Annotated in this window: 15 protein-coding genes and 1 tRNA gene; 7 read left to right on the top strand and 9 right to left on the bottom strand. The window is 75.3% G+C overall.

Annotated elements, in window-relative coordinates; genetic code table 11:
- The first annotated feature begins 52 nt into the window (after positions 1 to 52).
- The 4 genes from CXR04_RS24740 to CXR04_RS24725 all read left to right on the top strand — a co-directional run bounded on the left by CXR04_RS24740 (position 53) and on the right by CXR04_RS24725 (position 8,167).
- Positions 53 to 457: a globin gene (locus CXR04_RS24740; protein ID WP_101424475.1), complete on the top strand. Its 405-nt coding sequence runs from the start codon at positions 53 to 55 to the stop codon at positions 455 to 457.
- 132 nt (positions 458 to 589) lie between these two features.
- Positions 590 to 4,237 carry an FtsX-like permease family protein gene (locus tag CXR04_RS24735; RefSeq protein WP_101424474.1) on the top strand — a complete coding sequence of 1,216 codons (3,648 nt, stop codon included), beginning with the start codon at positions 590 to 592 and terminating at the stop codon, positions 4,235 to 4,237.
- 59 nt (positions 4,238 to 4,296) lie between these two features.
- On the top strand, positions 4,297 to 7,173 hold the full coding sequence (locus tag CXR04_RS24730; RefSeq protein ID WP_101424473.1) for a hypothetical protein: 2,877 nt from the start codon (positions 4,297 to 4,299) through the stop codon (positions 7,171 to 7,173).
- 31 nt (positions 7,174 to 7,204) lie between these two features.
- Positions 7,205 to 8,167 (top strand): ABC transporter ATP-binding protein, encoded by a 963-nt coding sequence (locus CXR04_RS24725; protein WP_101426583.1) that lies wholly within the window; start codon positions 7,205 to 7,207, stop codon positions 8,165 to 8,167.
- Between the two features lie 479 nt (positions 8,168 to 8,646).
- On the opposite strand, the gene CXR04_RS24720 is transcribed toward CXR04_RS24725, so the two are convergent.
- The 7 genes from CXR04_RS24720 to CXR04_RS24680 all read right to left on the bottom strand — a co-directional run bounded on the left by CXR04_RS24720 (position 8,647) and on the right by CXR04_RS24680 (position 19,158).
- Complete coding sequence (locus tag CXR04_RS24720; protein WP_101424472.1) at positions 8,647 to 9,495, bottom strand: hypothetical protein; 849 nt, start codon at positions 9,493 to 9,495, stop codon at positions 8,647 to 8,649.
- Entirely contained in the window at positions 9,492 to 9,995 is a 504-nt protein-coding gene (locus tag CXR04_RS24715; RefSeq protein WP_199850667.1) for an acyl-CoA thioesterase, read from the bottom strand. The genes CXR04_RS24720 and CXR04_RS24715 overlap by 4 nt, the downstream gene beginning before the upstream one ends.
- A gap of 1 nt (position 9,996) precedes the next feature.
- The gene (gene ettA / locus CXR04_RS24710; protein ID WP_101424471.1) at positions 9,997 to 11,661 is read right to left on the bottom strand and encodes an energy-dependent translational throttle protein EttA; all 1,665 of its coding nucleotides are present in this window, start codon (positions 11,659 to 11,661) and stop codon (positions 9,997 to 9,999) included.
- A 275-nt stretch (positions 11,662 to 11,936) separates the two neighbouring features.
- The gene (locus CXR04_RS24705) at positions 11,937 to 13,349 is read right to left on the bottom strand and encodes a thioester domain-containing protein (protein ID WP_101424470.1); all 1,413 of its coding nucleotides are present in this window, start codon (positions 13,347 to 13,349) and stop codon (positions 11,937 to 11,939) included.
- A 428-nt stretch (positions 13,350 to 13,777) separates the two neighbouring features.
- Positions 13,778 to 14,281, bottom strand: a complete 504-nt coding sequence (gene ssb, locus CXR04_RS24700; protein ID WP_101424469.1) for a single-stranded DNA-binding protein — start codon at positions 14,279 to 14,281, stop codon at positions 13,778 to 13,780.
- Positions 14,282 to 14,398: 117 nt separating this feature from the next.
- Positions 14,399 to 16,513 carry a GTPase gene (locus CXR04_RS24695; protein ID WP_101424468.1) on the bottom strand — a complete coding sequence of 705 codons (2,115 nt, stop codon included), beginning with the start codon at positions 16,511 to 16,513 and terminating at the stop codon, positions 14,399 to 14,401.
- Between the two features lie 755 nt (positions 16,514 to 17,268).
- Entirely contained in the window at positions 17,269 to 19,158 is a 1,890-nt protein-coding gene (locus CXR04_RS24680) for a GTPase domain-containing protein (protein ID WP_101424466.1), read from the bottom strand.
- A gap of 293 nt (positions 19,159 to 19,451) precedes the next feature.
- Here CXR04_RS24680 and CXR04_RS24675 point away from each other — a divergent pair.
- Positions 19,452 to 19,524 (top strand) — tRNA-Arg (locus tag CXR04_RS24675).
- Between the two features lie 159 nt (positions 19,525 to 19,683).
- On the opposite strand, the gene CXR04_RS24670 is transcribed toward CXR04_RS24675, so the two are convergent.
- A complete protein-coding gene (locus tag CXR04_RS24670) occupies positions 19,684 to 21,876 on the bottom strand; it encodes an APC family permease (RefSeq protein ID WP_234380816.1) in 2,193 nt (730 codons plus the stop codon).
- A 151-nt stretch (positions 21,877 to 22,027) separates the two neighbouring features.
- On the opposite strand from CXR04_RS24670, the gene CXR04_RS24665 reads away from it, so the two are divergent.
- Positions 22,028 to 23,302 carry a magnesium transporter MgtE N-terminal domain-containing protein gene (locus tag CXR04_RS24665; RefSeq protein ID WP_101424465.1) on the top strand — a complete coding sequence of 425 codons (1,275 nt, stop codon included), beginning with the start codon at positions 22,028 to 22,030 and terminating at the stop codon, positions 23,300 to 23,302.
- Complete coding sequence (locus CXR04_RS24660) at positions 23,299 to 24,921, top strand: NRAMP family divalent metal transporter (RefSeq protein WP_101424464.1); 1,623 nt, start codon at positions 23,299 to 23,301, stop codon at positions 24,919 to 24,921. The genes CXR04_RS24665 and CXR04_RS24660 overlap by 4 nt, the downstream gene beginning before the upstream one ends.
- 39 nt (positions 24,922 to 24,960) lie before the next feature.
- Here CXR04_RS24660 and CXR04_RS24655 read toward each other — a convergent pair whose 3' ends face one another.
- Positions 24,961 to 25,971 (bottom strand): lysylphosphatidylglycerol synthase transmembrane domain-containing protein, encoded by a 1,011-nt coding sequence (locus CXR04_RS24655; RefSeq protein WP_234380467.1) that lies wholly within the window; start codon positions 25,969 to 25,971, stop codon positions 24,961 to 24,963.
- Between the last annotated feature and the right edge of the window lie 43 nt (positions 25,972 to 26,014).

Below are 26,014 nucleotides of genomic sequence, written 5' to 3'. Positions count from 1 at the left end.
CGGGGTCCTACGACTTCCGTACTCGGCCGGGCGGGATGAGACGATGGATGCGATGACAGAGATTCCAGTGGGACCGCCGCCGCCCGGGACGTTCTACGAGCAGGTGGGCGGCGAAGAGACGTTCCGCCGCCTCGTGCACCGGTTCTACGAGGGCGTGGCGGAGGATCCGCTGCTGCGCCCGATGTACCCCGAGGAGGACCTCGGTCCGGCGGAGGAGCGGCTGACGCTGTTCCTCATCCAGTACTGGGGCGGCCCGCGCACGTACAGCGAGGCGCGCGGCCACCCGCGGCTGCGGATGCGGCACGCGCCGTTCGCCGTGGACCGCGCGGCGCACGACGCCTGGCTGCGCCACATGCGCACGGCGGTGGACGAGCTTGAGCTGCCCCCGGCGCAGGAGAAGCAGCTCTGGGACTACCTGGTGTACGCCGCGGCCTCGATGGTCAACACCCCCGGCTGACCGGCGGATTCCGCTCCGTACCCGCGGGTTACGGCCGGTCACGATCCGGTCAATTTCCCCCACCACTCGCTACCGCGTGCGAGCACGCTCTGACAGCATCCAGACAATTCGACGGTGGTGTCTGGGGGATGCGTGACGGGGTTCGTTCTGCTGCGGGCGCGCGCGCACCGGCTGCTCCTCGCCGCGGCCCTCCTCGCCGTCCTGCTCACCACCGCCGTGCTGGCGACGCTCGCCGCGTTCTCCGGCACCGTCGGCGACGCCGCGCTGCGCCGCACGCTGGCGGGTGACGCGGCGGCCGACGCGGCGCTGACCCTGGAAGTCCCGTATCTGACCGGCGCGGACCGGGCGGCGGCGGGCAAGGCGGTCGAGGACAACGCGCGCGCGGCCTTCGCGGGCCTGCCGGTACGGGTGCAGAGCCTGGACCGCTCCGGGCCCTACGAGCTGCCGCGCCGGCTCCAGCCGCCGGCGGCGCGGGCGGGGGAGGACCCGGATCTGACGCATCTGGGGGCGCTGGAGCGGTCGGAGGTCGCGCTGACGGCGGGCCGCTGGCCGGGGGCGGCGGCCAAGGCCCCGGACGCCGCGGGCACTTCTGCCGCGCGGGACAGCGGCACCGTGCAGGTCGCCGTGCCGCAGATCGCCGCCGACCGGCTGGGCCTCGCGCCCGGCGACACCCTCACCCTCGCCGGACGGAGCGACGACGACCCGCCGCTGCCCGTCGAGATCACCGGCGTCTACCGCCCCCGCGACCGTGAGGCCCCGTACTGGCTCGCCGACGAACTCCGCGGCAAGGGCGTCCAGCAGGGCGGCTACACCACCTACGGGCCCCTCCTCGCCGACCCCGGCTCCTTCGCCTCCGGCCGGGTGGCGCAGGCCGCCGGGGCGTGGGTGCTGCGCGGCGACTTCGGCGAGATGACCGCCGGCCGCGCGGACGCCCTGCGCGCGTCGGTGAAGAAAGCTTCCGGCGCGCTCGCGGACGAGCCGGTCTTCGACGGCCGCGCCGTGGCCACCACGCGGCTCCCGCAGCTCCTCGACGGCACCGAACGGGCCCTGCTCGTCAGCCGGTCGACGCTGCTGATCGTCGCCCTCCAGCTCGTGCTGCTCGCCGCGTACGCGCTGATGCTCGTCGCCCGGCTGCTGGGCGCGGAGCGCCGCGGCGAGACGGACCTGCTGCGTGCCCGCGGCGGCTCGCGGCAGCGCATCGGCGTGCTGACCGCCGCCGAGTCACTGCTCCTCGCGCTGCCCGCCGCGATCGCCGCGCCGCTGCTCGCCGGGCCGCTGATCCGGCTGCTGTCCGCGCGCGGCCCCCTGGAGCGGGCCGGGCTCACCCCGGACTCGGCGGCGGGCAGCGGCACCTGGCTGGTCGCCGCGGCCTGCGCGCTGGGCTGCGCGGCGGCGGTCGTCGCGCCGACGCTGCTGCGGGGCGGCGGCGCCGACGGCGTCCTGTCCGCGGGCCGTACGGTACGGGCCAAGCCGCTGCCCGCGCCGCTGCGGGCGGGCGCGGACGGGGCGCTGCTGGTGGTGGCGGGCGTGGCCTACTGGCAGTTGGACCGGCAGACCTCCGGCAGCGGCGCGCTGAGCGGCGACCGCCCCGGCACCCTGGGCATCGACCCGGTGCTGGTCGCCGCGCCCGCGCTGGCGCTGCTGGCCGGCACGGTGCTGACGCTGCGCCTCCTGCCGCCCGTCGCCCGCCTCGCGGAGCGTCGTGCGGCGGCGGGGCGGGGACTGCCCTCGGCGCTCGCGGGCTGGCAGTTGAGCCGCCGCCCGCTGCGCGGCGCGGGTCCCGTGCTGCTGCTGGTGCTGGCGGTGGCGATCGGCATGCTGGCGCTGGCCCAGGGCGCGTCCTGGGATCGCTCGCAGCGCGACCAGGCGGACTTCCACGCGGGCACCGACGTACGGGTCCTGACCAGCCGGCTCCCCGAGCTGGGGCAGGGCGGCATGATGGAGCGCGTCCCGGGCGTGACCGCCGCGGCGCCGGCGGCGCGGTGGGGCATGAGCCTGTCGGGCGGCGGCTCTGCGGAGGTGCTGGCCCTGGACACGGCCCAGGCGGCGAAGGGCCTGCGGCTGCGCCCGGACCTGGCGGACGGCGCGGAGGGCGCGAAGCTGCTGGGCGAACTGGCCCCGCCGGGGGCGGAGGACAAGCGCAACGCGGGCGCGCGTGCCGCGGACGCGGGGAACACGGCCACGGGGAACACGGCCACGGGGAACACCGGCGCCGCCGCGTATCCCGCGGGCGGCGCGGCTCGTCCGGCCGCGCGTGCGGAGCACGTCGCCGAGCGCACCAGCGACGACGGACTCCCGGGCGCCAACGCCGCGCCGGCCGCGAGAACCGCGGTCCCGACCGCCGGCACCCCGGCTCCGGGCACGCCTGCCGCAAGCACCGGCCGGGCCGGCGGGCTGGAGCTGCCCGGGCTGCCCGGGGAGGTGCGGCTGGTGGCGCGGCTCGACGCCGACGCGACCGCGCGCGGGCGGGCCGCGGTGACCGTGCTCGTCGAGGACCGGTACGGGGCCGCGTACGAACTGCCCGCCGGGGACCTCCCCGCCGACGGCCGTACGCACACCCTCACCGCCGACGTCGCCGCCGCCGCGGGCGCGCCGGACGGCCGCCCCGCCGGGCCGCTGCGGCTCACGGGGCTCCGGCTCGTACACCCGCAGCCGAGGGACGGCGGCCAGCGCCGGCTGGACGTCGCCCGCGTCGAGGTCACCAAGCCCATCGGCGACGAGGACGCAGCCGCCGATGCCCGGGAGGTGCCGCTGCCCGACGGGTTCAAGTGGCACGCCCGCGCGGTCTCCGAGCCCGAGGCGCTGCACGACGAGATCCCCGCAGCGGTCGCCGACCGGCCCCGTAGCACCGGCGACTCCGCGCTCTCCCTGAGCTACGACACCGGCGACCAGTACTACGACACCTGGGCCGGCCCGCCCCTGGTCACCCTCACCGTCACCGCCGCGCGCGGCCCCACCCCACCGCTCACCGCGCTGGCCACCGACAAGATGCTCAAGTCCACCGGCGCGAAGGTCGGCGACACGATCAGCGTCCCCGTCCCCGGCGGCAGCCTCTCCGCGAAGATCACCGGCTCGATGCAGGAGCTGCCGACCACGGGACCCGGCTCCCCCGCGGCCGCCGCGGAGCCCTCGCGCGCCCAGTTCGGCGGCGCCCTGCTGCTCGACCTGCCGACCGCCAACAGCGCACTGACCCAGCGCGGCCTGGCCACGCTGCTGCCCTCGGAGTGGTGGCTGACGACACAGCCGGGCGAGACGGACACCACCGTCGCCGCCCTGCGCGACCGCGCCGACACCGACCCGGGCAACGTCCTCGTACGCGACGAACTCGCCGACGAACTCGGCAGCGACCCGCTCGGCGCCGGACCGCAGGCCGCGCTCGCCGCCACCGCCGTCGCGGCGGCGGTGCTGGCGGCGCTCGGCTTCGCCGTCAGCGCGGCGGCGTCCGTACGCGAACGCACCCGCGAGTTCGCCGTGCTGCGCGCGCTCGGCGCCCCGCAGCGGCAGTTGGCGCGCACGTTCGCCGCCGAGCAGGGCGTGCTCATCGCGCTCGCGCTGGCCGCGGGGATGCTGCTCGGCTGGGCGCTGGCCCGCTCCGTCATCCCGCTCATCACCCTCACAGGACGGGCCGCGCAGCCCGTGCCGCCGGTGGTGGTGGAGCTGCCCGCGGGGTCCGTGGCGGGCCTGCTGGCGGCGGTCGCGGCGGTTCCCGTCCTCGTCACCGTGCTCGTCGCGCTGCGCCGCGGCGACCCGGCGACGGCACTGCGCCTGGGAGGCGAGTGACATGCCGCCCGCCCGCGCCGCTGTCCGGCCCGCCCCGTCGACACCGGGAGGCCGGTGACATGCCCGCACAGCACCCGTCGGAGGCACCCGAGTCCCCGGACGCCCCGGAGGCAGCGGACGCCCCCGCCGACCCGCCACGCCGCTCATCCGGCCCGCCCGGCGCCGCCCCCTGGGTGCGGACCCGGCTGCGGGCCGCGCCCGGCGGCGCGGTCGCGCTGGTGCTGCTCGTGCTCGTCACCGCGTTCCTCGCCGCCGCGTTCCCGCGCGGCGTCGACACGTACGAGGACCGCGAGGCCCGCCGGCTCATCGATGGCGCCACGGCCGCCGAGCGCAACGTGGCGGTGACCGCGCAGCCGGACCCCGAGGTGATGTTCGAGGACCAGGCGGAGTCGATGGGCGGGCGGGTCGTCGAGCGGTTCACGGAGACGGTGCTGGCGGAGTTCCGCGCCCCGCTGCGGGCGGAGCGGGGGCAGGTCTCGTACGGCGTACGGACCAAGCCCGTGCTCGTCACCGACGACGCGTGGCTGCCGAAGACCGACGGGCAGCGGCCCGAGGTGCAGCTCGACGCGCGCGCCGGGGTCGAGGAGCGCGCCCGGGTGGTCGGGGGACGGCTGCCGGAGGCGACGGCGTACGAGGCCGAAGGCGGCGGCGACGTCGCCTTCGAGGCCGCCGTCTCCGCCGCCACGGCCGGCAAGCTGAACCTGCGCGTCGGCTCCCGCGTCCACATCCCGCAGTCCGAGGGCACGGTCGTCGTCGAGGTCACCGGCATCCTGGAGCCGAAGGCGCCGGGCAGCGACTACTGGTCCGTCGACCCGCTCCTGCGCACCCCCGAGCTGCGCCAGAAGCCGGAGTCGCTCGACCCGCAGCGCTACTGGGCCGCCGCCTTCCTCCTCCACCCCGACAGCGGCCCCGCACTCTTCGCCGGCACGCAGTCGTTCGGCCCGTCCTTCGAGGACGCGGGCACCTCCGCGTACTGGAACGTGCCCGTGGCCGGCGGCGCGCTCCGCGGCCGGAACGTGGCCGCCGTGCTCGACGCCCTGACCACCCTCCAGGAGGGCCCCGGCTTCGAGCGGCTCGCCCAGCGGACCGGCGGCACGCTCGACATCTCCACCGGAGCGACCGGGCTGCTCGCCGGCTACACGGGGGTGCGCGAAGCCGTCACACCCGTCGTGGCCGTCGCCGCCTTCGGCGTCGGTGCCGTGGCGGCGGTGGTGCTGGGCATGAGCGGCGGCCTCGCCGCCTCCCGGCGCCGCGCCGAACTGGCGCTGCTCCGCTCCCGCGGCGGCTCGCTACGGGGCATCGCCACCCGCCTCCTCGCCGAGAACGCCGCCGCCGTGCTGCCCGCCGCCGCGGCCGGCTACGGCCTCGCCGTCGTGCTGCTGCCCGGCGCCCGGCACACGCCCGCGCTGCTCGCGGCGGGCGCGACGGCGGCGCTGGCGCTGTGCGCGCTGCCGCTGCTCGCGGTGGCCGCCGTCCGCCGGCCGCGGCCCCCGGTCCGTACCGACCTGGTCAGGGCGCGGCCCTCGCGGCAGCGGCTGGTGGCGGAGCTGACGGCGGTGGTGCTGGCGGTAGGCGCCATCGTGGTGCTGCGCCGCAGGGACGACGCGGACGGCGGCGCCGACGCGCTGGTCAGCGCGGCGCCGGTGCTCGTCGGGGTGGTCGCCGCGGCGGTGTTCGTACGCCTGTATCCGCTGCCGCTGCGGCTGGCGGCCCGGCCGGCGGCGTGGGCGCGCGGTGCGCTCGGCTTCCTGTCGCTGGCCCGCGCCGGGCGCGCCCCCGCGGCCTCGGCGCTGCCGCTGCTGGCGCTGCTCGTGGCGCTGACGACCGCCTCGTTCGGCGGCTCGGTGCTCGCGGGCGTCGCCGACGCGCGCGAGACGGCCTCGCTGCACAGCGTCGGCGGCGACGCCCGCCTCACCTCGGCCGCGCCGCTGCCGGACGGTCTCGCCGCGAAGGCGGAGGAGGTGGGCGGCGTACGGCACGCGGCCGCCGTCAGCACCGAGAGCGGACTCCAGGTCATCGGGCTGAGCGGCGACCTCACGCTGCTGACCGTCGACGCGACCGCGTACGCGCGCCTCAGCGCCGACCTGGGCCTCGGCCCCTTCGACGCCGGCCGGCTGCGGGACGGGAACGGCGGCAGGGCGCTGCCCGCGCTCGTCTCCCCCGGCGTCGCCGACCTGATCGGCGACGGCACGCTGGGGATGCAGTCGTCCCGGGGCCGGATCACGGCGGAGGTCGCCGCGGTACGGACCATGACGCCGGCGCTGACGGGCGGCCAGTTCGCCGTGGTGGACGCCGAGAGCGTGGCGCGGCAACTGCCCGGCACGGAGGCGGTCACCGAGGCCCGCCCCGACACGCTGCTGCTCTCCGCCGCCGGCGGCCTGGACGGCGCCGCGCTGCGCGAGCTGGCCCGCGACTCCGCGCCCGGCGCCACCCTGCTGCTGCGCGACGACGTGACGGACGACCTGGCCGCCTCGGAGCTCCAGCGCGGCGCGGAGCGGCTGTACGCCGCCGCCGCGGTCGCCGCCACCGGCTACGCCCTGCTCGCCGTCCTGCTGTCGCTGCTGCGGGCCGCCCCCGAGCGGGTCGCGCTGCTGGCGCGGCTGCGCACGATGGGCTTCAGCCGGCGGCACGGGCGGCGGCTGCTGGTGCTGGAGGCGCTGCCGCAGTTGGTGGCGGCCGGTCTGGTCGGGGCGCTGGCGGGGCTGGTCACCGTACGGCTGCTGGGACCGGGCATCGACCTGAGCGCGCTCGCGCTCGGCGAGGAGAGCCCCGACCTGCTCGGCCCCGGCGGCGCGGAGCTGCGGGCGGACCCGCTGGCGCTGGCGCTGCCGTCGGTGGCGGTACCGGCGCTGGCGCTGGCGGCGGTGCTGGTGCAGGCGTGGTGGGGCGGCAGACGGCGGGCCGTACAGGAACTGCGGGCCGGGGAGAGGGAGTGAGATGGCCCAGACGCGAGAGAGCACGGGCGGTATGACGAGCGGGACGACGCTGGAGGATCTGGAGCGGCGGGCGGCGGAGCAGCGCGCCAAACCGGCGTACGGGCACGACGCGCTGATCTCCTGCGACCAGCTCGTCCGCATCTTCCGCACCGACGGCGTGGAAGTGCAGGCGCTCCAGGGCCTCGACCTGCTGGTCGCCGAGGGCGAGTTGCTGGCCCTGGTCGGCGCCTCCGGCAGCGGCAAGTCGACCCTGCTCGGCATCCTCGCCGGCCTCGACGTGCCCACCGCGGGCACCGCCACCGTCGCGGGCTTCGACCTGCTGGCGATGGACGCGCGGGCGCGGCTGCGCTATCGCCGGGAGGTCGTCGGCTTCGTCTGGCAGCAGACCGCGCGCAACCTGCTGCCGTACCTGACCGCCGTGCAGAACGTCGTGCTGCCGATGCAGCTCAGCGAGGGCGGCGGCGGCCGCCACGCGCGCCGCCGCCGGGTGGCGTTCGCCGAGGACCTCCTGGGCCTCCTGGGTCTCGCCCACTGCCGCGACCGCCGCCCGCAGCAGATGTCCGGCGGCGAACAGCAGCGCGCGGCGATCGCGGTGGCGCTGGCCAACTCCCCGGCGGTGATCCTGGCGGACGAGCCGACGGGCGAGCTGGACTCGGCGACGGCGGAACAGATCTTCGCCGCCTTCCGCACGGCGAACGAGGAACTGGGCACGACGATCGTCATCGTCACCCACGACCAATCGGTGGCCACGCAGGTCCGCCGCACGGTCGCGATCCGCGACGGCCGGATGGCGTCGGAGGTCGTACGCCGCACAGAGGTCGACGCGAGCGGCGAGGAACGGGTGGTGGCCCGCGAATACGCCGCGGTGGACCGCACGGGCCGCCTCCAGCTCCCCCAGCAGTACACGGAGGCGCTGGACATCCGCGACCGGGTGGTGCTGGACCTGGAGGAGGACCACATCAGGGTGAGCCCGGACCGGGAGAACGGGGAGTAGCCGGCGGGCCCTCGGAGCGGTGGGAGCGGACCGGCGGGCGAGGACGCGGAAGGCACGCAGGCTTCGGCCTGAGCACGTAGGCGGGGAGCCGCGAGCGCCGGAAGCCGCGAGCGCCGGAAGCCGCGAGCGCCGGAAGCCGCGAGCGCCGGAAGCCGCGAGCGCCGGAAGCCGCGAGCGCCGGAAGCCGCGAGCGCCGGAAGCCGCGAGCGCCGGAAGCCGCGAGCGCCGGAAGCCGCGAGCGCCGGAAGCCGCGAGCGCCGGAAGCCGCGAGCGCCGGAAGCCGCGAGCGCCGGAAGCCGCGAGCGCCGCCTCGCCTGGCGCCTGCGGCGCCGGCGGGCGGCAACCGGTGGAAGCCGGGCCCTGCTGACCGGACACGCGGCGGCCGAAGGCTCGTCGCGTATCGACGCCGGCCCCGCCCTCCCGGCGTTTCCGCCCTGCGCACCGGCGCCCGGCCGCGCCCGCCGCAGGCGGTGGGCGGCTCAGAGCGGGGTGACGCCCAGGCGGCCCAGGCCGCCCGTGCGGCGGAGGGCCACCGAGCCGTACGGGGTGCGCAGGCGGAGCCAGTTGCCGGCGGCGAGCAGGGCCGGTTCTGCCGGGTCCGCGGGGTGCGGCAGGAGGCCGAACACACGGGCCGCGTGTGCGGCGCGCAGGGGCAGCGGGGTCTCGCCCAACGGGCGGCTCCAGATGTCGCCGCCTATGCGGTCCACCTCCGAGCGCGTCCGCTTCTCCTCGGGCAGCGCCTCCACCCGGGACTTGAACTCCGCGACCCCCGCCACCACCGCGACGCGCAACTCCTCCGGCCGCGGCAGCCCCGCCACCGGCTCCCAGCCACCCCGCGGCGGCAGCAGCCCGGCCCACCCGGGCCCGCTCACCGGCTGCGGCAGGTCCACGGCCGACTCCCGCCCCGAGGACGGGGATCCGGCACCAGGAGCCGCAGCCGCGGCCCCGGCCGCCCCGGCATCGCCCAGCCCGGCACCGACGGCCGCACCGCCATCCGTACCGGCAACCGCGCCTGCGTCAGCCCGGTCCGCGGCCTCCGCGGACCCCGTCCCTGCATTCGCCGCCTCGATCGCCTCCGCCAGCTCCCCCGCCGACACCGTCTCGTCCAGCTCCGCCGCCGTCATCAGCAGCGCCGTACGGACCACGATCACCTCCAGCGCCGGCGCGTGCCCGAAGACGGCCAGTGCCGCTCCCCCGGTCCCGCTCCCGGCGCCGGGGGCCACCCGCAGCCGTACCGCCGCGCCCCTGTCGTACCGCAACAGCCGCCCCAGGAACACCGCCAGGCTCTCCGCCTGCCGGCCCTCGGCGAACACCAGCCGCCGCGTCATGCCGCCGCTGCCTCCCCCGGCCTCCCGGGCTTCCCCGGGCTCCCCGGCTTTCCCGATCCCGCGGGCGGGGGCGGCCCCAGGTACTTCTCCAGGAACGCCCGCTCCCCCTCCGTGATCCGCCGCGGCCGGCCGGCCTCGAAGTCGAACGGGACGATCACCGTCGACGCCTGCGCGTACACCGCGCCGCCGTCCTCCGGGGCGTCCTTCACCTCGTACGCCAGCGTCGCCGCCGCCGCGCGGATCTCCGTCACCCACACCTCGATCGTCACCGGCTCGTACCGGTGCACGAGCTGGCGCCGGTAGTCGATCTCGTGCCGGGCCACGACCGACCCGCCCGCGAAGGACGTACCGCCCCCGCCGGCGCCCTCGCCGGGCGCCAGCCGGAACATGAAGTCGATCCTGGCCTCCTCCAGATAGCGGAGGAACTCCACGTTGTTGACGTGGCCGTACGCGTCCATGTCCGCCCACCGCAGCGGGCAGCGGTAGACGTGCCGGACCACGTCAGCCACGGGTGAGCTTCTTGTACGTGGCCCGGTGCGGGCGCGCCGCGTCCGGGCCGAGCCGCTCGATCTTGTTCTTCTCGTACGACTCGAAGTTGCCCTCGAACCAGAACCACTTGCTGTCGCCCTCGTACGCCAGGATGTGCGTCGCGATGCGGTCCAGGAACCAGCGGTCGTGGGTGATGACCACGGCGCAGCCCGGGAACTCCAGCAGCGCGTTCTCCAGCGAGGACAGGGTCTCGACGTCGAGGTCGTTGGTCGGCTCGTCGAGCAGCAGCAGGTTGCCGCCCTGCTTGAGGGTGAGCGCGAGGTTGAGCCGGTTGCGCTCGCCGCCGGAGAGGACGCCGGCCGGCTTCTGCTGGTCCGGGCCCTTGAAGCCGAAGGCGGACACGTACGCCCGCGAAGGCATCTCGACCTGGCCGACGTTGATGTAGTCGAGGCCGTCGGAGACGACCTCCCACAGCGTCTTCTTGGCGTCGATGTTGCCGCGGGACTGGTCGACGTAGCTGACGTTCACGGTGTCGCCGACGCGGATGCTGCCGGAGTCCGGCTTCTCCTGGCCGAGGATCATCTTGAACAGGGTCGTCTTGCCGGCGCCGTTGGGGCCGATGACGCCGACGATGCCGTTGCGCGGGAGCGTGAAGGACAGGTCCTCGATGAGCAGCTTGTCGCCGAAGCCCTTGCTGAGCTTCTCGACCTCGACCACGACGTTGCCCAGCCGCGGACCCGGCGGGATCTGGATCTCCTCGAAGTCGAGCTTGCGCATCTTCTCGGCCTCGGCGGCCATCTCCTCGTACCGGGCGAGGCGCGCCTTGGACTTCGCCTGCCGGCCCTTGGCGTTGGAGCGGACCCACTCCAGCTCTTCCTTCAGGCGCCGCTGCCGCTTGGCGTCCTTCTGGCCCTCGACCTTCAGGCGCGCGGCCTTGGTCTCCAGGTACGTGGAGTAGTTGCCCTCGTAGGGGTAGGCGCGGCCGCGGTCCAGCTCCAGGATCCAGCCGGCGACGTTGTCGAGGAAGTACCGGTCGTGGGTGATGGCGACGACGGTGCCCTCGTACTGCGCGAGGTGCTGCTCCAGCCAGGCCACGGACTCGGCGTCGAGGTGGTTGGTGGGCTCGTCGAGGAGGAGGAGGTCGGGGGCCTCCAGCAGCAGCTTGCAGAGCGCGACGCGGCGGCGCTCGCCGCCGGAGAGGTTGGTGACGGGCCAGTCGCCGGGCGGGCAGCCGAGGGCGTCCATGGCCTGTTCGAGCTGGGCGTCGAGGTCCCAGGCGTTCTCGTGGTCCAGCTCCTCCTGGAGCTTGCCCATCTCCTCCATCAGCTCGTCGGTGTACTCGGTCGCCATCTGCTCGGCGATCTCGTTGAACCGGTCGAGCTTGCCCTTGGTGTCGGCGACACCCTCCTGGACGTTTTCGAGGACGGTCTTCTCCTCGTTGAGCGGGGGCTCCTGGAGGAGGATGCCGACGCTGTAGCCGGGCGAGAGGAAGGCGTCACCGTTCGACGGCTGCTCCAGGCCCGCCATGATCTTGAGCACGGTGGACTTCCCGGCACCGTTGGGGCCCACGACACCGATCTTGGCGCCGGGCAGGAAGTTCAAGGTGACGTTGTCAAGGATGACCTTGTCGCCGTGCGCCTTGCGTGCCTTGCGCATGGTGTAGATGAACTCAGCCAAGAGAAACCGTCCGGCAGATGCGAGGTGGGCAGATGCACCCATCTTGCCGCACGGGCGCCCCCGCACGAAAACGCCCCCGGTCGCGCCCGTCGCCCGCGGCGGCCCGGGCGGGCACGGGGCACTGCCGGGGCCCCTCGGCGGGGCATGCACAGGGGCCGGATCCCGAGGGATCCGGCCCCTGTGCCGTGCATGGGCGTCAGCCGTCAGCCGGCGTCCGCCGGCCGGCACCGTTCGGCGCTGCTACGCGCTTCCCGGCGCCGGCCGGAGGGCCGTCGTCAGGCGGCGTCGGCGCCGCCGCTGCCGCGCCGGCGGAGCAGGAAGACGGTCGCACCGCCGACCACGACGAGGCCGATCGCCACGCCCGCGATCACCGGGGTGGCACTGCTGCCACCGGTGTTCGCCAGGTCGCCGCCCTCGTCGTCACCGGCGTCGTCGCCGCCGGCGGAGCCGCCCGCGGAGGCCGGGCTCGGCTCGCTGGGCGCCGGAGTGTCGTTGCCCGCGGTCTCGCAGTCGAGCACGCCGGTGAACTTCTCGCTGAAGCCGTCGTCACCGTTGATGGTGATCTCGTACGCCTGGTCCTCGGCGACCTCGACCAGCACGGTCTTGGACTCGCCCGGCGCCACGGTGTGGGACTCGCCCGCCAGCTCGAAGGAGAAGGGCTGGTCGCCCTTGTTCTCGGCGGTCACGTCCACGCCGCCCTTGGCGCAGTTCTTGTCGGCGGACAGGGCCGGGATCGGACCCTCGCTCGCCCAGTTCGCGGTGGCCTGGGCGGTGACGGTGGTGTCGCTGGAGCCGGCCAGGATCTGGGTCTGGCTCTTCGCGTGCTCACCGACGCCGGCGAAGGCACGGCCGACGGGCACCTGGGTGGTGGCCTGGGCGGTCAGCGTCGCCGACCCGTCCGGGGTACCGGCGGGCACGTCGAGGAAGACCTCGGCGCCGTCGGGGGCGCTGGTCAGCGCCTTGCCGTCGGCGTCGACGACCTTGACGCCCGCGGACTCGGCCTCGGGCGACAGGGAGAGGCCGGCCTCGGCGGCGTCGGTGTTCACCGTGACCGGGCCGAGCTTCTCACCGGACTTGCCGGAGACCGCGGTCGGGCCGAGGTTCAGCGAGGGCGCGGGCTCCTCGATGGCCTGGGCACCGGCCTCCAGGTAGTCGGCGAGCTTCTCCGCCTCGGGGTCCTTGGCCTCGACGTTCACCTTGTCGGAGAAGCGCCAGATGGCGATCTGGGTGCCGGCCGCGGCGGTGTTCTCCGTCAGCTCCCCCGCACCGGCCGCGTCCGCGAGCGCGGAGAGGTCGTCCACCTGCGGGTAGGAGTTCTGCAGAATCCAGTTGATCTTCCCCGCGTCGGGGTTGTTCTGCAGCGAGGAGGCGCTCCAGGGCACCTCCTGGTACTTGGCCTCCGGCTGGGTCGGGTTGCCGAAGTCGATGCAGTAGGTCTGGATGGTGCCGCCCTGGTCGACGGCCATCTCGAACAGACCGGCACCGATCTCGTGGTCACCGTCGACGATCGCGGTGTCCTTGATCGTGAGCCCGCCCAGGGTGGCGGTGGCGCCGTTGGCGGGCGGCGCGTCCTGCGCCACCGCGGGACCGGCGCCGGCTATCGCACCGGCGGTGGCCAGGCCCGCGGCCAGTACTGCCGCGGTGAGCCGAGCAGACCGCCGATGTGACGGCCTCCGAACAGAAGTCATGGTCGAAAATCCCCTCCGGGCGGGTTGGTCAAGGCTCGGAGTGCCCCCGCCGTAAGAACGTCTTCGCTCCGGGCTCGTCGAGCCGCTCGGAATCCTATGGACTCCCCTCGTCCCGCGAACCTCAAATGCCCCAAGGGAACAGGGTTTTAGAACGCAATCGTTACATGGGGCAACGACTATTTCGGGCAGACCCCTGCGGACCGGCAGAAGTTCTCGCGCCCTACTCGAACTGATCGTCTCGGAACCGTCACCGGCCGGCCCCCGGGGGGCCGGCCGACGACCACGCAACTCCGGTGCCGGGCCCAGGAGTTGGGCCTGAAGGCCGGGCCCGCGAACCGGGCTCCGCCCCCTGCGTCACGAACCGCCCTCTCCGGGCCCGGCTCAGGCCCTCCCGGGCTCGGTTCGCCCCCCGGCCCCGCCGCTGCGCATCAGCCCAAGTCCGGGGTCAGTACCGGCTGTCGGGGCTCCTGGGCTGCCGTGTCCGGCGTACCGGGCTCCAGTGCCGGGGTCAGGACGTCCCGTACCGCGACGTCCAGGTCCGTCCTCGCCGGGTCCGCGAAGGTCGGCCTGAGCCGTGAGACCCGGCGGAACGCCGCCGTGCCCCAGCCGAGGTCGTGGCCCACCGCCGTCGCGTCGATCGTCGGGTCCGTGCAGCGCACGCCCTCCTTCTCGTACTCCCTGACCCGCAATCTGCCCCGCACCAGCAGCGGTTCGCCGATCGCCACGGAAGCCGCGACATTGTCCGCCAACTGGCGCCACGCCCAGACCGTAAAGAAATTTGTATATGAATCGCTCCAGCTACCGCTCGCCTGGTCGAACCGCCGCACCGTCGCCGCCAGGCGGAAACGCACCGCCGGCACCCCCGACTGCGTCGTGCGGTAATCCGCGCTCGTGGCCGCATTCCCGACCACGGTCACCATCGTTTCGTTCATCTCCAACGCACCTCCCCGTCCGGGCACTTCACCTGCCCGCTGACCCACATGCTGCCCGCTCCGCCCCGGCCCCGCGACCCCTGTGGATAACTCCCGCCCAGGCCGCGTAGCAGCAGGTCAGGGCCGCGTACCGCCGCCCGACGCGACGGCGTACTGCTCCCGCACCTCGCGGTAGCGCAGCAGCTCCGCCGCCATCGGCTCCAGCACCCGTGCCCGCCCGCTCGCGGCCGCCGACTCGCGCAGCCGGCGCTCCGCCTCCTCGCCGTACCGCCGCGCCGCGCCGCGCGCCGCGAACCGGCAGGCCAGCGCCAGCCCGGGACCGGCCGCTGCGGTGACCGCCACGACCGCCAGCGGCAGCGGCCACGGCCCTCCGGCGACGCCGGACAGCGCCGCGACCAGCCACAGCACGGCCAGCGCCTGCGCGCCGAGCAGCCCGCGCTGCACCGCGCCCACCACCGACCACCACCGCGGCCGCGGCACGGCCCCAGTGCGGGGCACCTCACCCACGTCCGCTTCACCCGCGGCAGGACCGTCCGCGCCGGACGCATCGGGGCCCGGCGACTCCGCGCCCGCCCCCGGGTCCGGAGCCCGCCGCGTCAGCCCGTCCGCGAGCCCCTCCGCGCCGCGCACCCCCGCCTCGCGCACCGCCTTCGCCCAGGGCGCCGGCAGCCCGGCGCCCGCCTCGTCCGCCACGGTCCGTACGGCCTGCTCGACCACCGCCCGCGCGGGGACCAGCCCCTGCTGCCCGTCCCGGGGTTCCGGCATCAGCGCGCCGACGTCCGCCGGCTGCCCGTCCGGTCCGGGTCGGCTCTGCCGATCCCCCGCATCGCCCGAGCGCACCCGTCCCCTGGCCCCACCGCCCGGCGCCGTACCCGCCCGCCCGCGTCGCCACAGCTCCGGCAGCCGCGCCCCGCACGCCTGTTCCGCCTCGCGGAGCCAGAACTGCTCCGCCGCCTGCCCCGTCGCCGCCGCCCCGACCGCCTCCGCGAGCCGGTCCTCGAACTCCGCCCTGACCCGCTCGTCGAGACCGCCCCCGCCGCCGTCGCCGACGTACACCTCGCGCAGCCGCGCCGTCGCCTCGTCCACGTCCGCGGTCAGCCGGCGTTCCGCCGCCCGGCGCTCCGCGATGAACGACACCAGCTCCGCGCGCAGATCGCCCACGCCCTCGCCGGTGAGCGCGGACAGCGACAGCACGCACGCGCCGGGCTCGCCGTGCTCGCCGAGCGCGAGGCCGTCCTCGTCGAGGAGGCGGCGCAGGTCGTCCAGCACCTGCCCGACGGCGTTCGCGGGCAGCCGGTCGACCTGGTTGAGGACGACGAACATCACCTCGGCGTAGCCGGCCAGCGGTTGCAGGTAGCGCTCGTGCAGCGCCGCGTCCGCGTACTTCTCCGGGTCGACCACCCAGATCACCGCGTCCACCCGGCGCAGCACGTCTTCCACGCGGCGGCGGTGCTCGTCCACCGCCGAGTCGTGGTCGGGGAGGTCGACGAGGACGAGCCCGCGCAGCCCGAGGTCGTCGCGGAGCGGGCGGGCGGCGCGCGCCGGGAGCCCGAGGCGTTCGAGGAGCAGCGTCGGCGCGTGGTCGCCGGCGCCACGCCAGGCGCACGCGGCGGGCAGGGAGGTGGTGGGCCTGCGCACGCCGACTTCCGAGAGGGGGGCGCCGGCGAGCGCGTTGAAGAGGCTGGACTTGCCGCTGCCGGTGGCGCCCGCGATGGCGACGACGGCGTGGTCGAGGGAGAGCCGCTGCCGGTCGGCGGCCTCGTCGAGGACGCGCCCCGCCTCGGCGAGCGTGCGGCCTTCGAGTCGCGTGCGGGAGAGGCCGACGAGTTCGCGCAGCGCGTCGAGGCGCCCGCGCAGGGGGCCTTCGGCACGTGGTACGAATCCTCCGGTCAGCCCCGCGTCCGCCGCGTAGCCCGCGCGCGCCCCGCCGCGACTCCGGCCCGCAGCACGCGGCACGGCGCCGTCACCGTCGTACGCACCGCCGCGCCCCCGGCCGTCCACGGAGTCCCCGTCCTCCCGGCCCACCCCGAAGTCGTCGTCGCCCGGGCCCGTACCGGAGTCGGCACCGGCACCGGGACCCGGATCCGCACCGGCACCGGCACCAAGCCGCCCACCGCCCTCCGCACCGGCACCCGCACCGCCGCCGCCCTCCTCCGCCACCACCGCCGCCGCACCGCCCACCGGCTCCGGCACCCCCTCCGCCCCTCCGTCCAACCCGCCGTCCGCACCCATCACCGCGACACCGCCCTCTCGCCCACCGCCATCCGCCGGCCCCCCGTGCTCCGCACCGAACCCGGCACCGGAACCGCCCCCCGTATCCACGCCGGCCGCGGCCGGATCCCCGGACCCCGCACCCGCACCCTCTGCCTCAGCCACCCCGACAGCTCCACCAGATCCAGCAGCCCCCACCGCCCCGGCAACCCCAACCGCCCCATCCCCCGCGGCAGTCGCCACCGCCCCACCGCAGGAATCAGCCAGGTCCCCCGTCTCCCCCTCGCCCCCCGGCACGGGTGCCGCCACCGGCACCGGCACCGAGTCGCCCACCGCGCCGCCCTCAGCCCGTACCGCCTCCCGGCGCTCCCGCCGCACGCCCCACCGCGCCGCGCGCCGCGCGATCAACCCGTCGTCCCACATCCCCCCGGTCGCGGGCACCGCCCCCGCGCCGGCCTCACCCCGCACGTCGCCGGAACCCCGCACGCCCTCCGCGTCACCCCGCACGTCGCCCACCTCACCCGCATCCCCACCGGAGCCATCCTCCCCTGTGACCCCACACAACTCAGCCACCTCACCCGCCCCATTAACCCCACCGACCCCCGTCACCGGCTCCGTCACCTCCCCAATTGGAACCGGAACCTCCGCCGCCTCGCCGCGTACCGGCGTCTCGCCCGCGCCCATTTCGCCCACCTCGCCCGCCCTCTCGCGCACCTCGCCGGCCGCCTCACCCGGCACCCCGCGCACCTCGCCCGTCACCTCGTGCACCTCTCCCGTCACTTCTCCCGCTGCAGCACCGACATGGCCGCGATCAACTGCGCCTGCTGACCCGACTGCGCCTCCAGGGCGTCGATCGCCGCCAGCCGGCGGTCCCGCTCGCCGTCGAGCACCCGCTCGAAGTACGTGCCGAGCAGCCCTCCGCCCCGGCTCCGCAGCCGCAGCCCGTCCTTCGCGCCCAGCAGCGCCGCCAGTTCGTCCGCCGCCCCGTGCCCGTTCGCGCCGCCGAGCAGGGCCACCGCCAGCAGCGCCGCGACCTCCTCCGGGTCCGCGTCGCCGGGCCGCTCCGCCGCCCGCAGCGCCTCGTCGGCCAGTTCCTCCAGGCACCGCTGCCAGCGCCGTACGAGCACGCCCACCCGCTCCTGCGCCCCCGCGCCCGCCTCGCGGAACGGCACCGCCGCCGCGCCCGGCTCGCGGCGCAGCTCGGCGGTGAACCGTTCGTCTGCGGCGGCCACGGCGCAGTACAGGACGGCGGCGACGCTGCCGGTCAGAGCGTCGAGGAGGGCGCCGGAGGCGCCGGTGAGGGCGCGGTTGCGGTAGTGCGCGAGGGCGTCGCCGGCGAACGCGGCGCCGCCGACGAGGTCGGCGTGCGCCTGCTCCGCGGCCTCCTCGTACGACCGCTCCACGCGGTGCGCCATCCGCGACGACGCCGCGTGCTGCGCGGCGCACGCCCCGGCCAGCGACGTGACCCGCGAACGCAGCGACGCCAGCACGCCGTTCGCGGTCCGTACGGCCGCGTCCGCGCGGGCCGCGGGGTCCTGGGCGCGGTGGGCGAGCCAGTCGCGCAGCTCCCGTACCGCCGTGGCGGGCAGCAGTCCGCTGCCGCCACCCGCCGACTCGGGGAGTTCGGGGACGGTGAAGCGCGGCACGTCGCCGAGCCCGGCCTTGCGCAGCAGCGTCGCGTACTGCAGGGAGATCTCGCCGGCGACCTGGTGCGGCACCCGGTCGAGCACGGTGACCAGGCTGACGTCGTACTCCTTCGCCGTCCGCAGCAGGTGCCAGGGCACCGCGTCCGCGTACCGCGAGGCGGTCGTCACCAGCACCCACACGTCCGCGGCGCACACCAACTCGGCGGCCAGCTCACGCGCGTGCCCGGCGAGGGAGTCGATGTCGGGGGCGTCGAGGAGGGCGAGCCCGCTGGGGACGTTCTCGTCGACCTCGATCCGCAGCAGCGTCCCGTCGGGGCCGCCCCCGCCCTCGCCGAAGGTCGCCGCCCGGCGGACGAGACCACGCCGCGCCAGACCGTCCCGCGCCACACCGTCGCGCCCCGGGCCCTGCCGCGGGGGATACGGGTCACGCACGTCGTACGCGCCGGAGGCACCCCTGTTCGCCCCGTACGCCTCACGCGAAATCCCCCCGTACGCCGCACGGGAACCACCACCCCCGAACGACTGACGCGCCCCGCCGCCGCCCGCACCCCCGCTGTCCCCGTACGGCTCCTCGACCTCCTGAGCCTCGTATGCCCCGTACGACTCATAGGCTTCGACGCGCCCGTGCGCCGCGTCCTGCCGCGGCATCCACACCCGTGTCAGATGCGGCAGCACCCGCTGCCCGGCGAACCACGACTGGTCGTCGGGGTGGCAGACGAGGACGGGCATCCGCGTCGTGGGCCGCAACACGCCGGACTCGCTGACGCATCTGCCGACGAGCGAGTTGACGAGCGTCGACTTCCCCGCCCCCGTCGATCCGCCCACCACCGCGAGCAGCGGCGCGTCCGGCCGGTGCAGCCTGGGCACCAGGTAGTCGTCGAGCTGGGCCAGCAGTTCCGCTCTGCTCCGCCGCGCTCCGTCCGCCCCGGGAAGGGGGAGTGGAAAGCGCGCGGCGGCGACGCACTCGCGCAGCGTGGAGAGTGCGTTCAGCAGGTCAGGCCGTACGTCCGAGGTCGCCACATGCGAAGAATGCCCGCTTCCATCCGAATTTGAAAGCGTTTAGCCCCGCAGCGCGCCTTCTTCAACCCGGAAGCTTCCGCCACGCGGGCATAACGACTGCACAACACCACCGGCACCGCACCGAAAAAAGCGGTGCGCGAATCGCACTCGCCTGCGATTATCGGGACGCTTCACTGAACCTCCACAAGGTGGTGCCGGAGTGAAGCTACCGGGTGTGGCTCAACGGAGCCCTATCCTTACCTCTGGCAAGGTCACGGATCCGCCGAGCCCGGCCACCGTTCCACGCCACACCGGCCCCCGTAGCTCAGCGGATAGAGCAGGCGCCTTCTAAGCGCTTGGTCGCAGGTTCGAGTCCTGCCGGGGGCGCAGGGCTGCCCTCCTCCCCCAGGGAGGGCCCAACCTGCGGACCCCGCCGCCGGCCATCGCGCTCCCTGCGCCTCGCATCCCCCGTTTCGCCGCCCCCATGCCCGAAAATCCGGCCGACGCGCCGGCGGGCGGCATCCGGCCGGTTCCGCCCGCCGGCCCTCAGCACGGCAGGTGGAACGGGACCGTCGTGATGACGATCTTCGGCAGATGGCGCAGGCCCCGCCGCAGCCTGCCCGCCGTGCGGCTGTGCAGGATCTGGTGCCGCCGGTGCCGGGTGACGACCTCCGGCAGGATCACCGTCAGGGTCAGGTCCGGATTGAGCCGGTGGAGGGTTTCGATGTAGTGCACCAGGGGGGCGACGAGGGCGCGGTACGGCGACAGGACGGTCTGCAGCGGGAGGTGGTTGCCCCACAGGCTCCAGTACGCGCGGAAGCGCCGCTCCTCCTCCTCGGAGATGCTGATGTGGACCGCCAGCGTGGGCTGCCCGAGGGACGCGGCGTACGCCAGCGTGCGCATGCCGGCGAGGTCCAGGGTGGCGATGGGGACCACCGACAGGTGGTGGATCTCCTCGGGGATCTCCTCGGTCTCCCGGTCGGCCGGCAGCCCGTCCGCGGTGCGGGCGGCGGGGGCCAGCGGTCCGGTGGCGGTGCGGGCGGGGAGGTCGACGGCGTGCGGCTGCAGCCGCAGGGTCTCGCGCGCGGTGGTGTAGTGGCGCTTGATGCGGGTGGTCACCAGCAGGAAGAGGGCGATGGCGATGAGCGCGGCCCAGGCGCCCGCGGTGAACTTGCTGACGCCGGCCGTCAGGAGGACGAGCCCGGACAGCGCGGCGCCGGTGGCGTTGAAGACGAGGCTCTTGCGCCAGTGCGGGTCACGCCGCCGCCACCAGTGCACGACCATGCCGGACTGGGAGAGCGTGAAGGCGAGGAAGACGCCGACGGCGTAGAGCGGGATGAGGGCGTTGGTCTTGCCGCCGAAGGCGACGTACACCAGGGCCGCGGCCAGGGACAGCAGCACGATGCCGCCGCTGTACGCCAGCCGGTCCCCGAGCCGCAGGAACATCTTGGGTACGTACTCGTCCCGGGCCAGCAGCGACAGGACCCGGGGGAAGTCGTTGAAGGCGGTGTTGGCGGCCAGGAGCAGCACGGCGGCGGTGGCCGCCTGGACGTAGACGTAGAACCATCCGTTCCCGAAGAAGAGATGGGCGAGCTGGGAGAGCAATGTCTCCTTGGTGGTGGGCACCACCCCGGTGAGGTGGATCAGGGCCACGACGCCGACGAACATCGTGATCAGCAGGCCCAGCATCCCGGTCAGGGTGGCACGGGCGTTGCGCCACTCCACCGGCCGGAAGGCGGGAACGGCGTTGGAGATGGCCTCGATCCCGGTCATGGCGGTCGCCCCGGAGGAGAAGGCCCTGGCGATCAGCAGGACGCCGATGGTCTCGGTGACGGGCACGTGCGGCGCGGGCACCCGGTGGAAGCCGCCGCGCGCCGCGTCGAAGAGCCCGTACCCGATCAGGGCGAGCATGGCGATGATGAACGCGTAGGTGGGGGCGGCGAACAGGCTGCCGGCCTGCCGGATGCCCCGCAGGTTCCCGGCGAGGAGCACCGTGATCACCAGCACGCCCAGCGGCACCGTCAGCGGCCGCAGCCCCGGCAGCGCGGAGGTGACGGCGGCGATCCCGGACGCGATCGAGACCGCGACGGTGAGGATGTAGTCCGTCATCAGCCCGGCCGCGGCCACCAGCCCCGCGACGGACCCCAGGTTGTCGCCCGCGACGATGTACGAGCCGCCGCCGTGCGGATAGGCGCGGATCGTCTGGCGGTACGACACGCCCACCGCCAGCATCAGGAAGACGACCACCGCGGCGATGGGCAGCGAGTACGCGAGACCCGCCGCGCCCGCCAGCACCAGTACGGCGAGCATGGCCTCCGGCGCGTACGCCACCGACGACAGCACGTCCGCCGACAGCACCGGCAGCGCCACCAGCTTCCGCATCCGCTCCTTGACGAACGCCGAACTCGCCAGCGGCGCCCCGAGCAGCACCCGGCGTACGCGTGAGCCCGCCTCCGCCGGGCCGCCGCCCTCCGGCGCCCGGCCCTCCGCGGCCCGCCTCCGCAGCGGGGAGAGCGGCACCACCCGCCCGAACCACGCCGTGCTCGCCTCCGCCTTGGCCGGGAACGACCCGACGTCCGGCTCCACCGGCAGCGCCCGCCGCCACACCTCGGGGGCCGCCGACACCCGTCCCCAGGCCCTGCCCACCCGCCGCAGCGCCCGGACCTGCTCCTCGCTCAGGCTCGGCAGCACGGCGGCGGGCCCCGGAGGACCCGCCGTGCTGCCGTCCACGTGCCCCATGGTTCCCGTCACCCGGCAAGCGTGGGGCACCGATCCCGGGCGGCAGGTCAGCGACACCGCCCCTTCACCCGGCGTCCCCGGTGTCCGGAGCACAGGGCCGGGGTCGTGTCCGCGCCCGCGCGAGCTGGGTTGAATGTCTATTTTGTTCCCCATGGAGGGTTCCCTTGGGCTGGCGGAGGTCGTGGGCAGGCCGTTGTTCGGCCGGCACGGGGAGGTCGTCGGGCGGGTCTCGGACGTCATCGTGCGGCTGCGCGGACCGGAGTACCCGCTGGTGACGGGGGTGGTGGGGGAACTGGGCCAGCGCGAGGTGTTCGTGCCCGCCGACCAGGTGGAGCGGTGGGGCGCGGAGGGGGTGACCCTCACGAGCGGGCGGCTGGACGTGCGCGCGTTCGAGCGGCGCGGGGGCGAGGTGCTGCTCCGTACCGACGTGCTGGGGCACCGCCTGATCGACGTGCGGGAGGCCGAGTTCGTCCGGGTGTACGACGTGCTGCTGGAGCCGGTGGCCGCGGGCTGGGCGGTGACCAGGGTCGGCACCCGGCGGCGCCGGCCCCGCTGGCTGCGCCGCGGCGGCCGGACCGGTTCCGGCTGGCGGGACTGGAAGTCGTTCGAACCGCTGATCGGGCACGCCGCCACGGTGCCCGGCCGGCGGGTGCACGGCCGGCTGGGGCGGCTGAAGCCGGCCGTGCTGGCGGATCTGCTGGAGGAGGCGGACCGCGGCGAGTCGCGGGACCTCCTCCGGGCGGTCGGCGCGGACCCGGAGCTGGAAGCCGACGTGTTCGAGGAGCTGGAGCCGGACGTGCAGGCCCGGCTGCTGCTCAAGCGGTCGGACGCCGAGATCGCGGCGGTGCTGGAGCGGATGGCCGCGGACGACGCGGCCGACGCCGTGGGCGAGCTGCCGCAGGAGCGGCGGCAGCCCGTCCTGGACGCCCTGGGCGCCAAGCAGCGGCTGCGGGTGCTGACGCTGCTGGGGTTCCACCCGGCGAGCGCGGGCGGGCTGATGTCCCTGGACGTGCTGACGTTTCCCGGCTCGGGTACGGCCGAGGAGGCGTTCGCGGCGGTACGGGACGCCGGCGCGCTCCAGCCGGAGTCGCTGACGAGCGTCTTCGTGACGGCGGAGGACCACCGGCTGGCGGGGGTCGTACCGCTGGTGGAGCTCGTCCAGGCCGATCCCGCGCGGCGCCTGGGGGATCTGGCGGACGCGGATCCGGTACGGGTCGGTCCTGACGCCGACGTCGAGGACGTGGCCCTGCTGATGACGGACCACAACCTGCTGGTCGTCCCGGTCGTCGACGACGGGGACCGGATCCTGGGGCTGATCACCGTCGACGACGTGCTGGAGGTGATCGTGCCGCGGGACTGGCGGCAGCGGGCCGGGGCCACCCGCCCGCCGTACCGGCCGCCGGCCCCACCGCCCGGCTCCGCATGAGCGGCGACGCGCCGGGCGGGACGGGCAGCACGGGCGAAACGGACGAGACGGAGGAGATCCGCGGGGCGCTCGGCCGGGTGCGCGCCGAAGCCGGGGACGGCGGGGGCCGGGGGCTGCGCACCCGGGTGGTGACGATGCTGGCGATCACCGGCCCGGGGCTGATCGTCATGGTCGGGGACAACGACGCCGGCGGCGTGGCCACGTACGCGCAGGCGGGCCAGGACTTCGGCTACTCGCTGCTGTGGGTGCTGCTCCTGCTGATCCCGGTCCTCGTGGTGAACCAGGAGATGGTGGTCAGGCTCGGCGCGGTCACCGGGGTCGGCCACGCCCGGCTGATCATGGAGCGGTTCGGGCGCTTCTGGGGCTGGTTCAGCGTCGGCGACCTGTTCGTCCTCAACTTCCTCACCATCGTCACGGAGTTCATCGGCGTCTCCCTGGCCGCCACCCACCTCGGCGTCTCCCGGTACGTCGCCGTGCCGCTGGCGGCGCTGCTGCTGATCGCGGTCACCGCCGGCGGCGCGTTCCACCGCTGGGAGCGGTCGATGTTCGTCTTCATCGCGGTGAGCCTGCTCATCGTGCCGCTCACGCTGCTGAGCCAGCCGCACTGGGGCCGGGCCGCCCGCGACTTCGTCTCCCCCGGCATCCAGGGCGGCGTCTCCGGCGACGCCGTGCTCCTGGTCATCGCCATCGTCGGCACCACCGTCGCCCCCTGGCAACTCTTCTTCCAGCAGTCCAACGTCATCGACAAGCGCATCACCCCGCGCTTCATCGGCTACGAGCGCGCCGACACCGTCCTCGGCTCCCTCGTCGTGGTCGCGGGCGCGGCGGCGCTGATGATGGTCGCCGACTTCGCCGTCCGCGGCACCTCCGCCCAGGGCCACTTCACCGACGCGGCCGGCATCGCCGACGCCCTCGGTGCGCACCACACCGCCCTCGGCGTGATGTTCGCCGTCATCCTGCTGGACGCCAGCATCATCGGCGCCGCCGCGGTCACCCTCGCCACCAGCTACGCCTTCGGTGACGTCTTCCGCGTACGGCACTCGCTGCGCCGGGGCTTCCGCGAGGCGCGGCCGTTCTACCTCTCGTACGGCACGCTCGTGCTCGCCGCCGCGGGCATCGTGCTCCTCCCCGGCGCGCCCCTCGGCGTCATCACCGAGGCGGTCCAGGCCCTGGCCGGGCTGCTGCTGCCGTCGGCGACCGTCTTCCTGCTGCTGCTCTGCAACGACCCGGCGGTCCTCGGCCCGTGGGTCAACCGGCGGTGGCTGAACGCCGTCGCCGGCCTGATCGTCACCGTGCTCCTCCTGCTCTCCGGCACGCTGATGGTCTCGACGGTCCTCCCGCACGTCGACGCGGGCCGGCTCCTCCTGTGGCTCGGGGCGGCGTTCGCCGCGGCGCTGGTCTCCGTGGCCGCCGTCGCCTTCCGCCTCCGTACGCGCCGGCCGGGCCGGCCCGCGGCATCGGCCGCGGAGAAGGCGGCCTGGCGCATGCCGCCGCTGGCCCTCCTCGCGCCCGTACGGTGGTCGGCGGGGCGCAGGACCGCCATGGTCCTGCTGCGCTGCTACCTGCTGCTCGGCGCGCTGCTCCTGCTGGTCAAGGCCGTCCGCCTGGGCGGCGGATGACTCCCGGCGCCACGCCCGGCCGCCTCACCCCCGGCCCGCTCAGCGCTTGCGCTCCAGGGCGGTGGCGAGCCAGCACCCCCAGCCGATCGGTTCGAGCAGCCAGTAACTGAAGATCCGGTAGAGCAGGGTGGCCGCGAACGCCTGGCCGGGGTGGAGGCCGTAGACGACCAGCAGGCCCGTCAGGCTGGCCTCCGCGATGCCGAGGCCGCCGGGGGTGATGCGGGCGCTGACCGGGATCTGCACCAGCGCGAAGGCGAGCAGCAGACCGCTCCAGGGCACCGGGAGGCCCAGCGCCCACAGGCTGGCCAGCAGACAGGCCGCGTCGAGCAGCCAGTTGAGCAGGGCCAGCGCGGCCGGCGTCAGCCAGGGCCGCAGTCCGGGCCGGACCGTGCGGGCGTGCTCGACCAGTTCCCGCGTCGCCCGCCCGGCCGAGCCGAGGCTTTCGTGCCGGGCCGCGATCCGCTCCCAGCGGCGGCCGATCGCCTTCCGTACGGCCGGCGAGCGCAGCACGATCAGGCCGGCCACGGCCAGCAGCGCCAGGATGGCGAGGGTCCACAGCAGGGCCGTGCCGGGCCCCCGGGTCCCGGCCATGAGCACGCCCAGCACGATCACGACCACCAGGGCCAGCGCGGACAGCACTCCGGAGGCCGCCAGCACCCCGGCCGTCAGCGCCCGGTCGGCGCCCCGGCGCCGGAACTCGCGGTAGAGCCAGGCCGCGCCGAAGGCGGCACCGCCCGGCAGCGCACCGGCCATCGCGTTCGCCGCCAGCACCATCCGGCCCATTGCGGCCAGCGACACCCGCACCCCGCCGACCGCCAGCAGCCACTGCTGCAGCCCGGCCAGACACGCCAGGGACACCGCCTGGCACAGCAGCGCGACCAGCGCCTTGGCGGGGCTGACGTGGGTCAGCAGTTCGAGGGCGCGGCGCAGTTCGCCGCGCTGCGAGACCGCCAGCAGCAGCCCCACCGTGACCAGCCCGGCCGCCAGCACCCACCAGAGCCGCCCGATGCGCGTCCACCGGGTACGCGAGCCCGTACTGCCCGGGTTCACGACCGGCACACCGGGGCGGTGATCACGTAGCGCACACGGCCGA

It is taken from the genome of Streptomyces sp. CMB-StM0423 (genome assembly GCF_002847285.1).
Classification (GTDB): domain Bacteria; phylum Actinomycetota; class Actinomycetes; order Streptomycetales; family Streptomycetaceae; genus Streptomyces.
The sequence above is the reverse complement of the archived record's forward strand: the minus strand, read 5'-3'. Positions and strand labels throughout refer to the sequence as shown.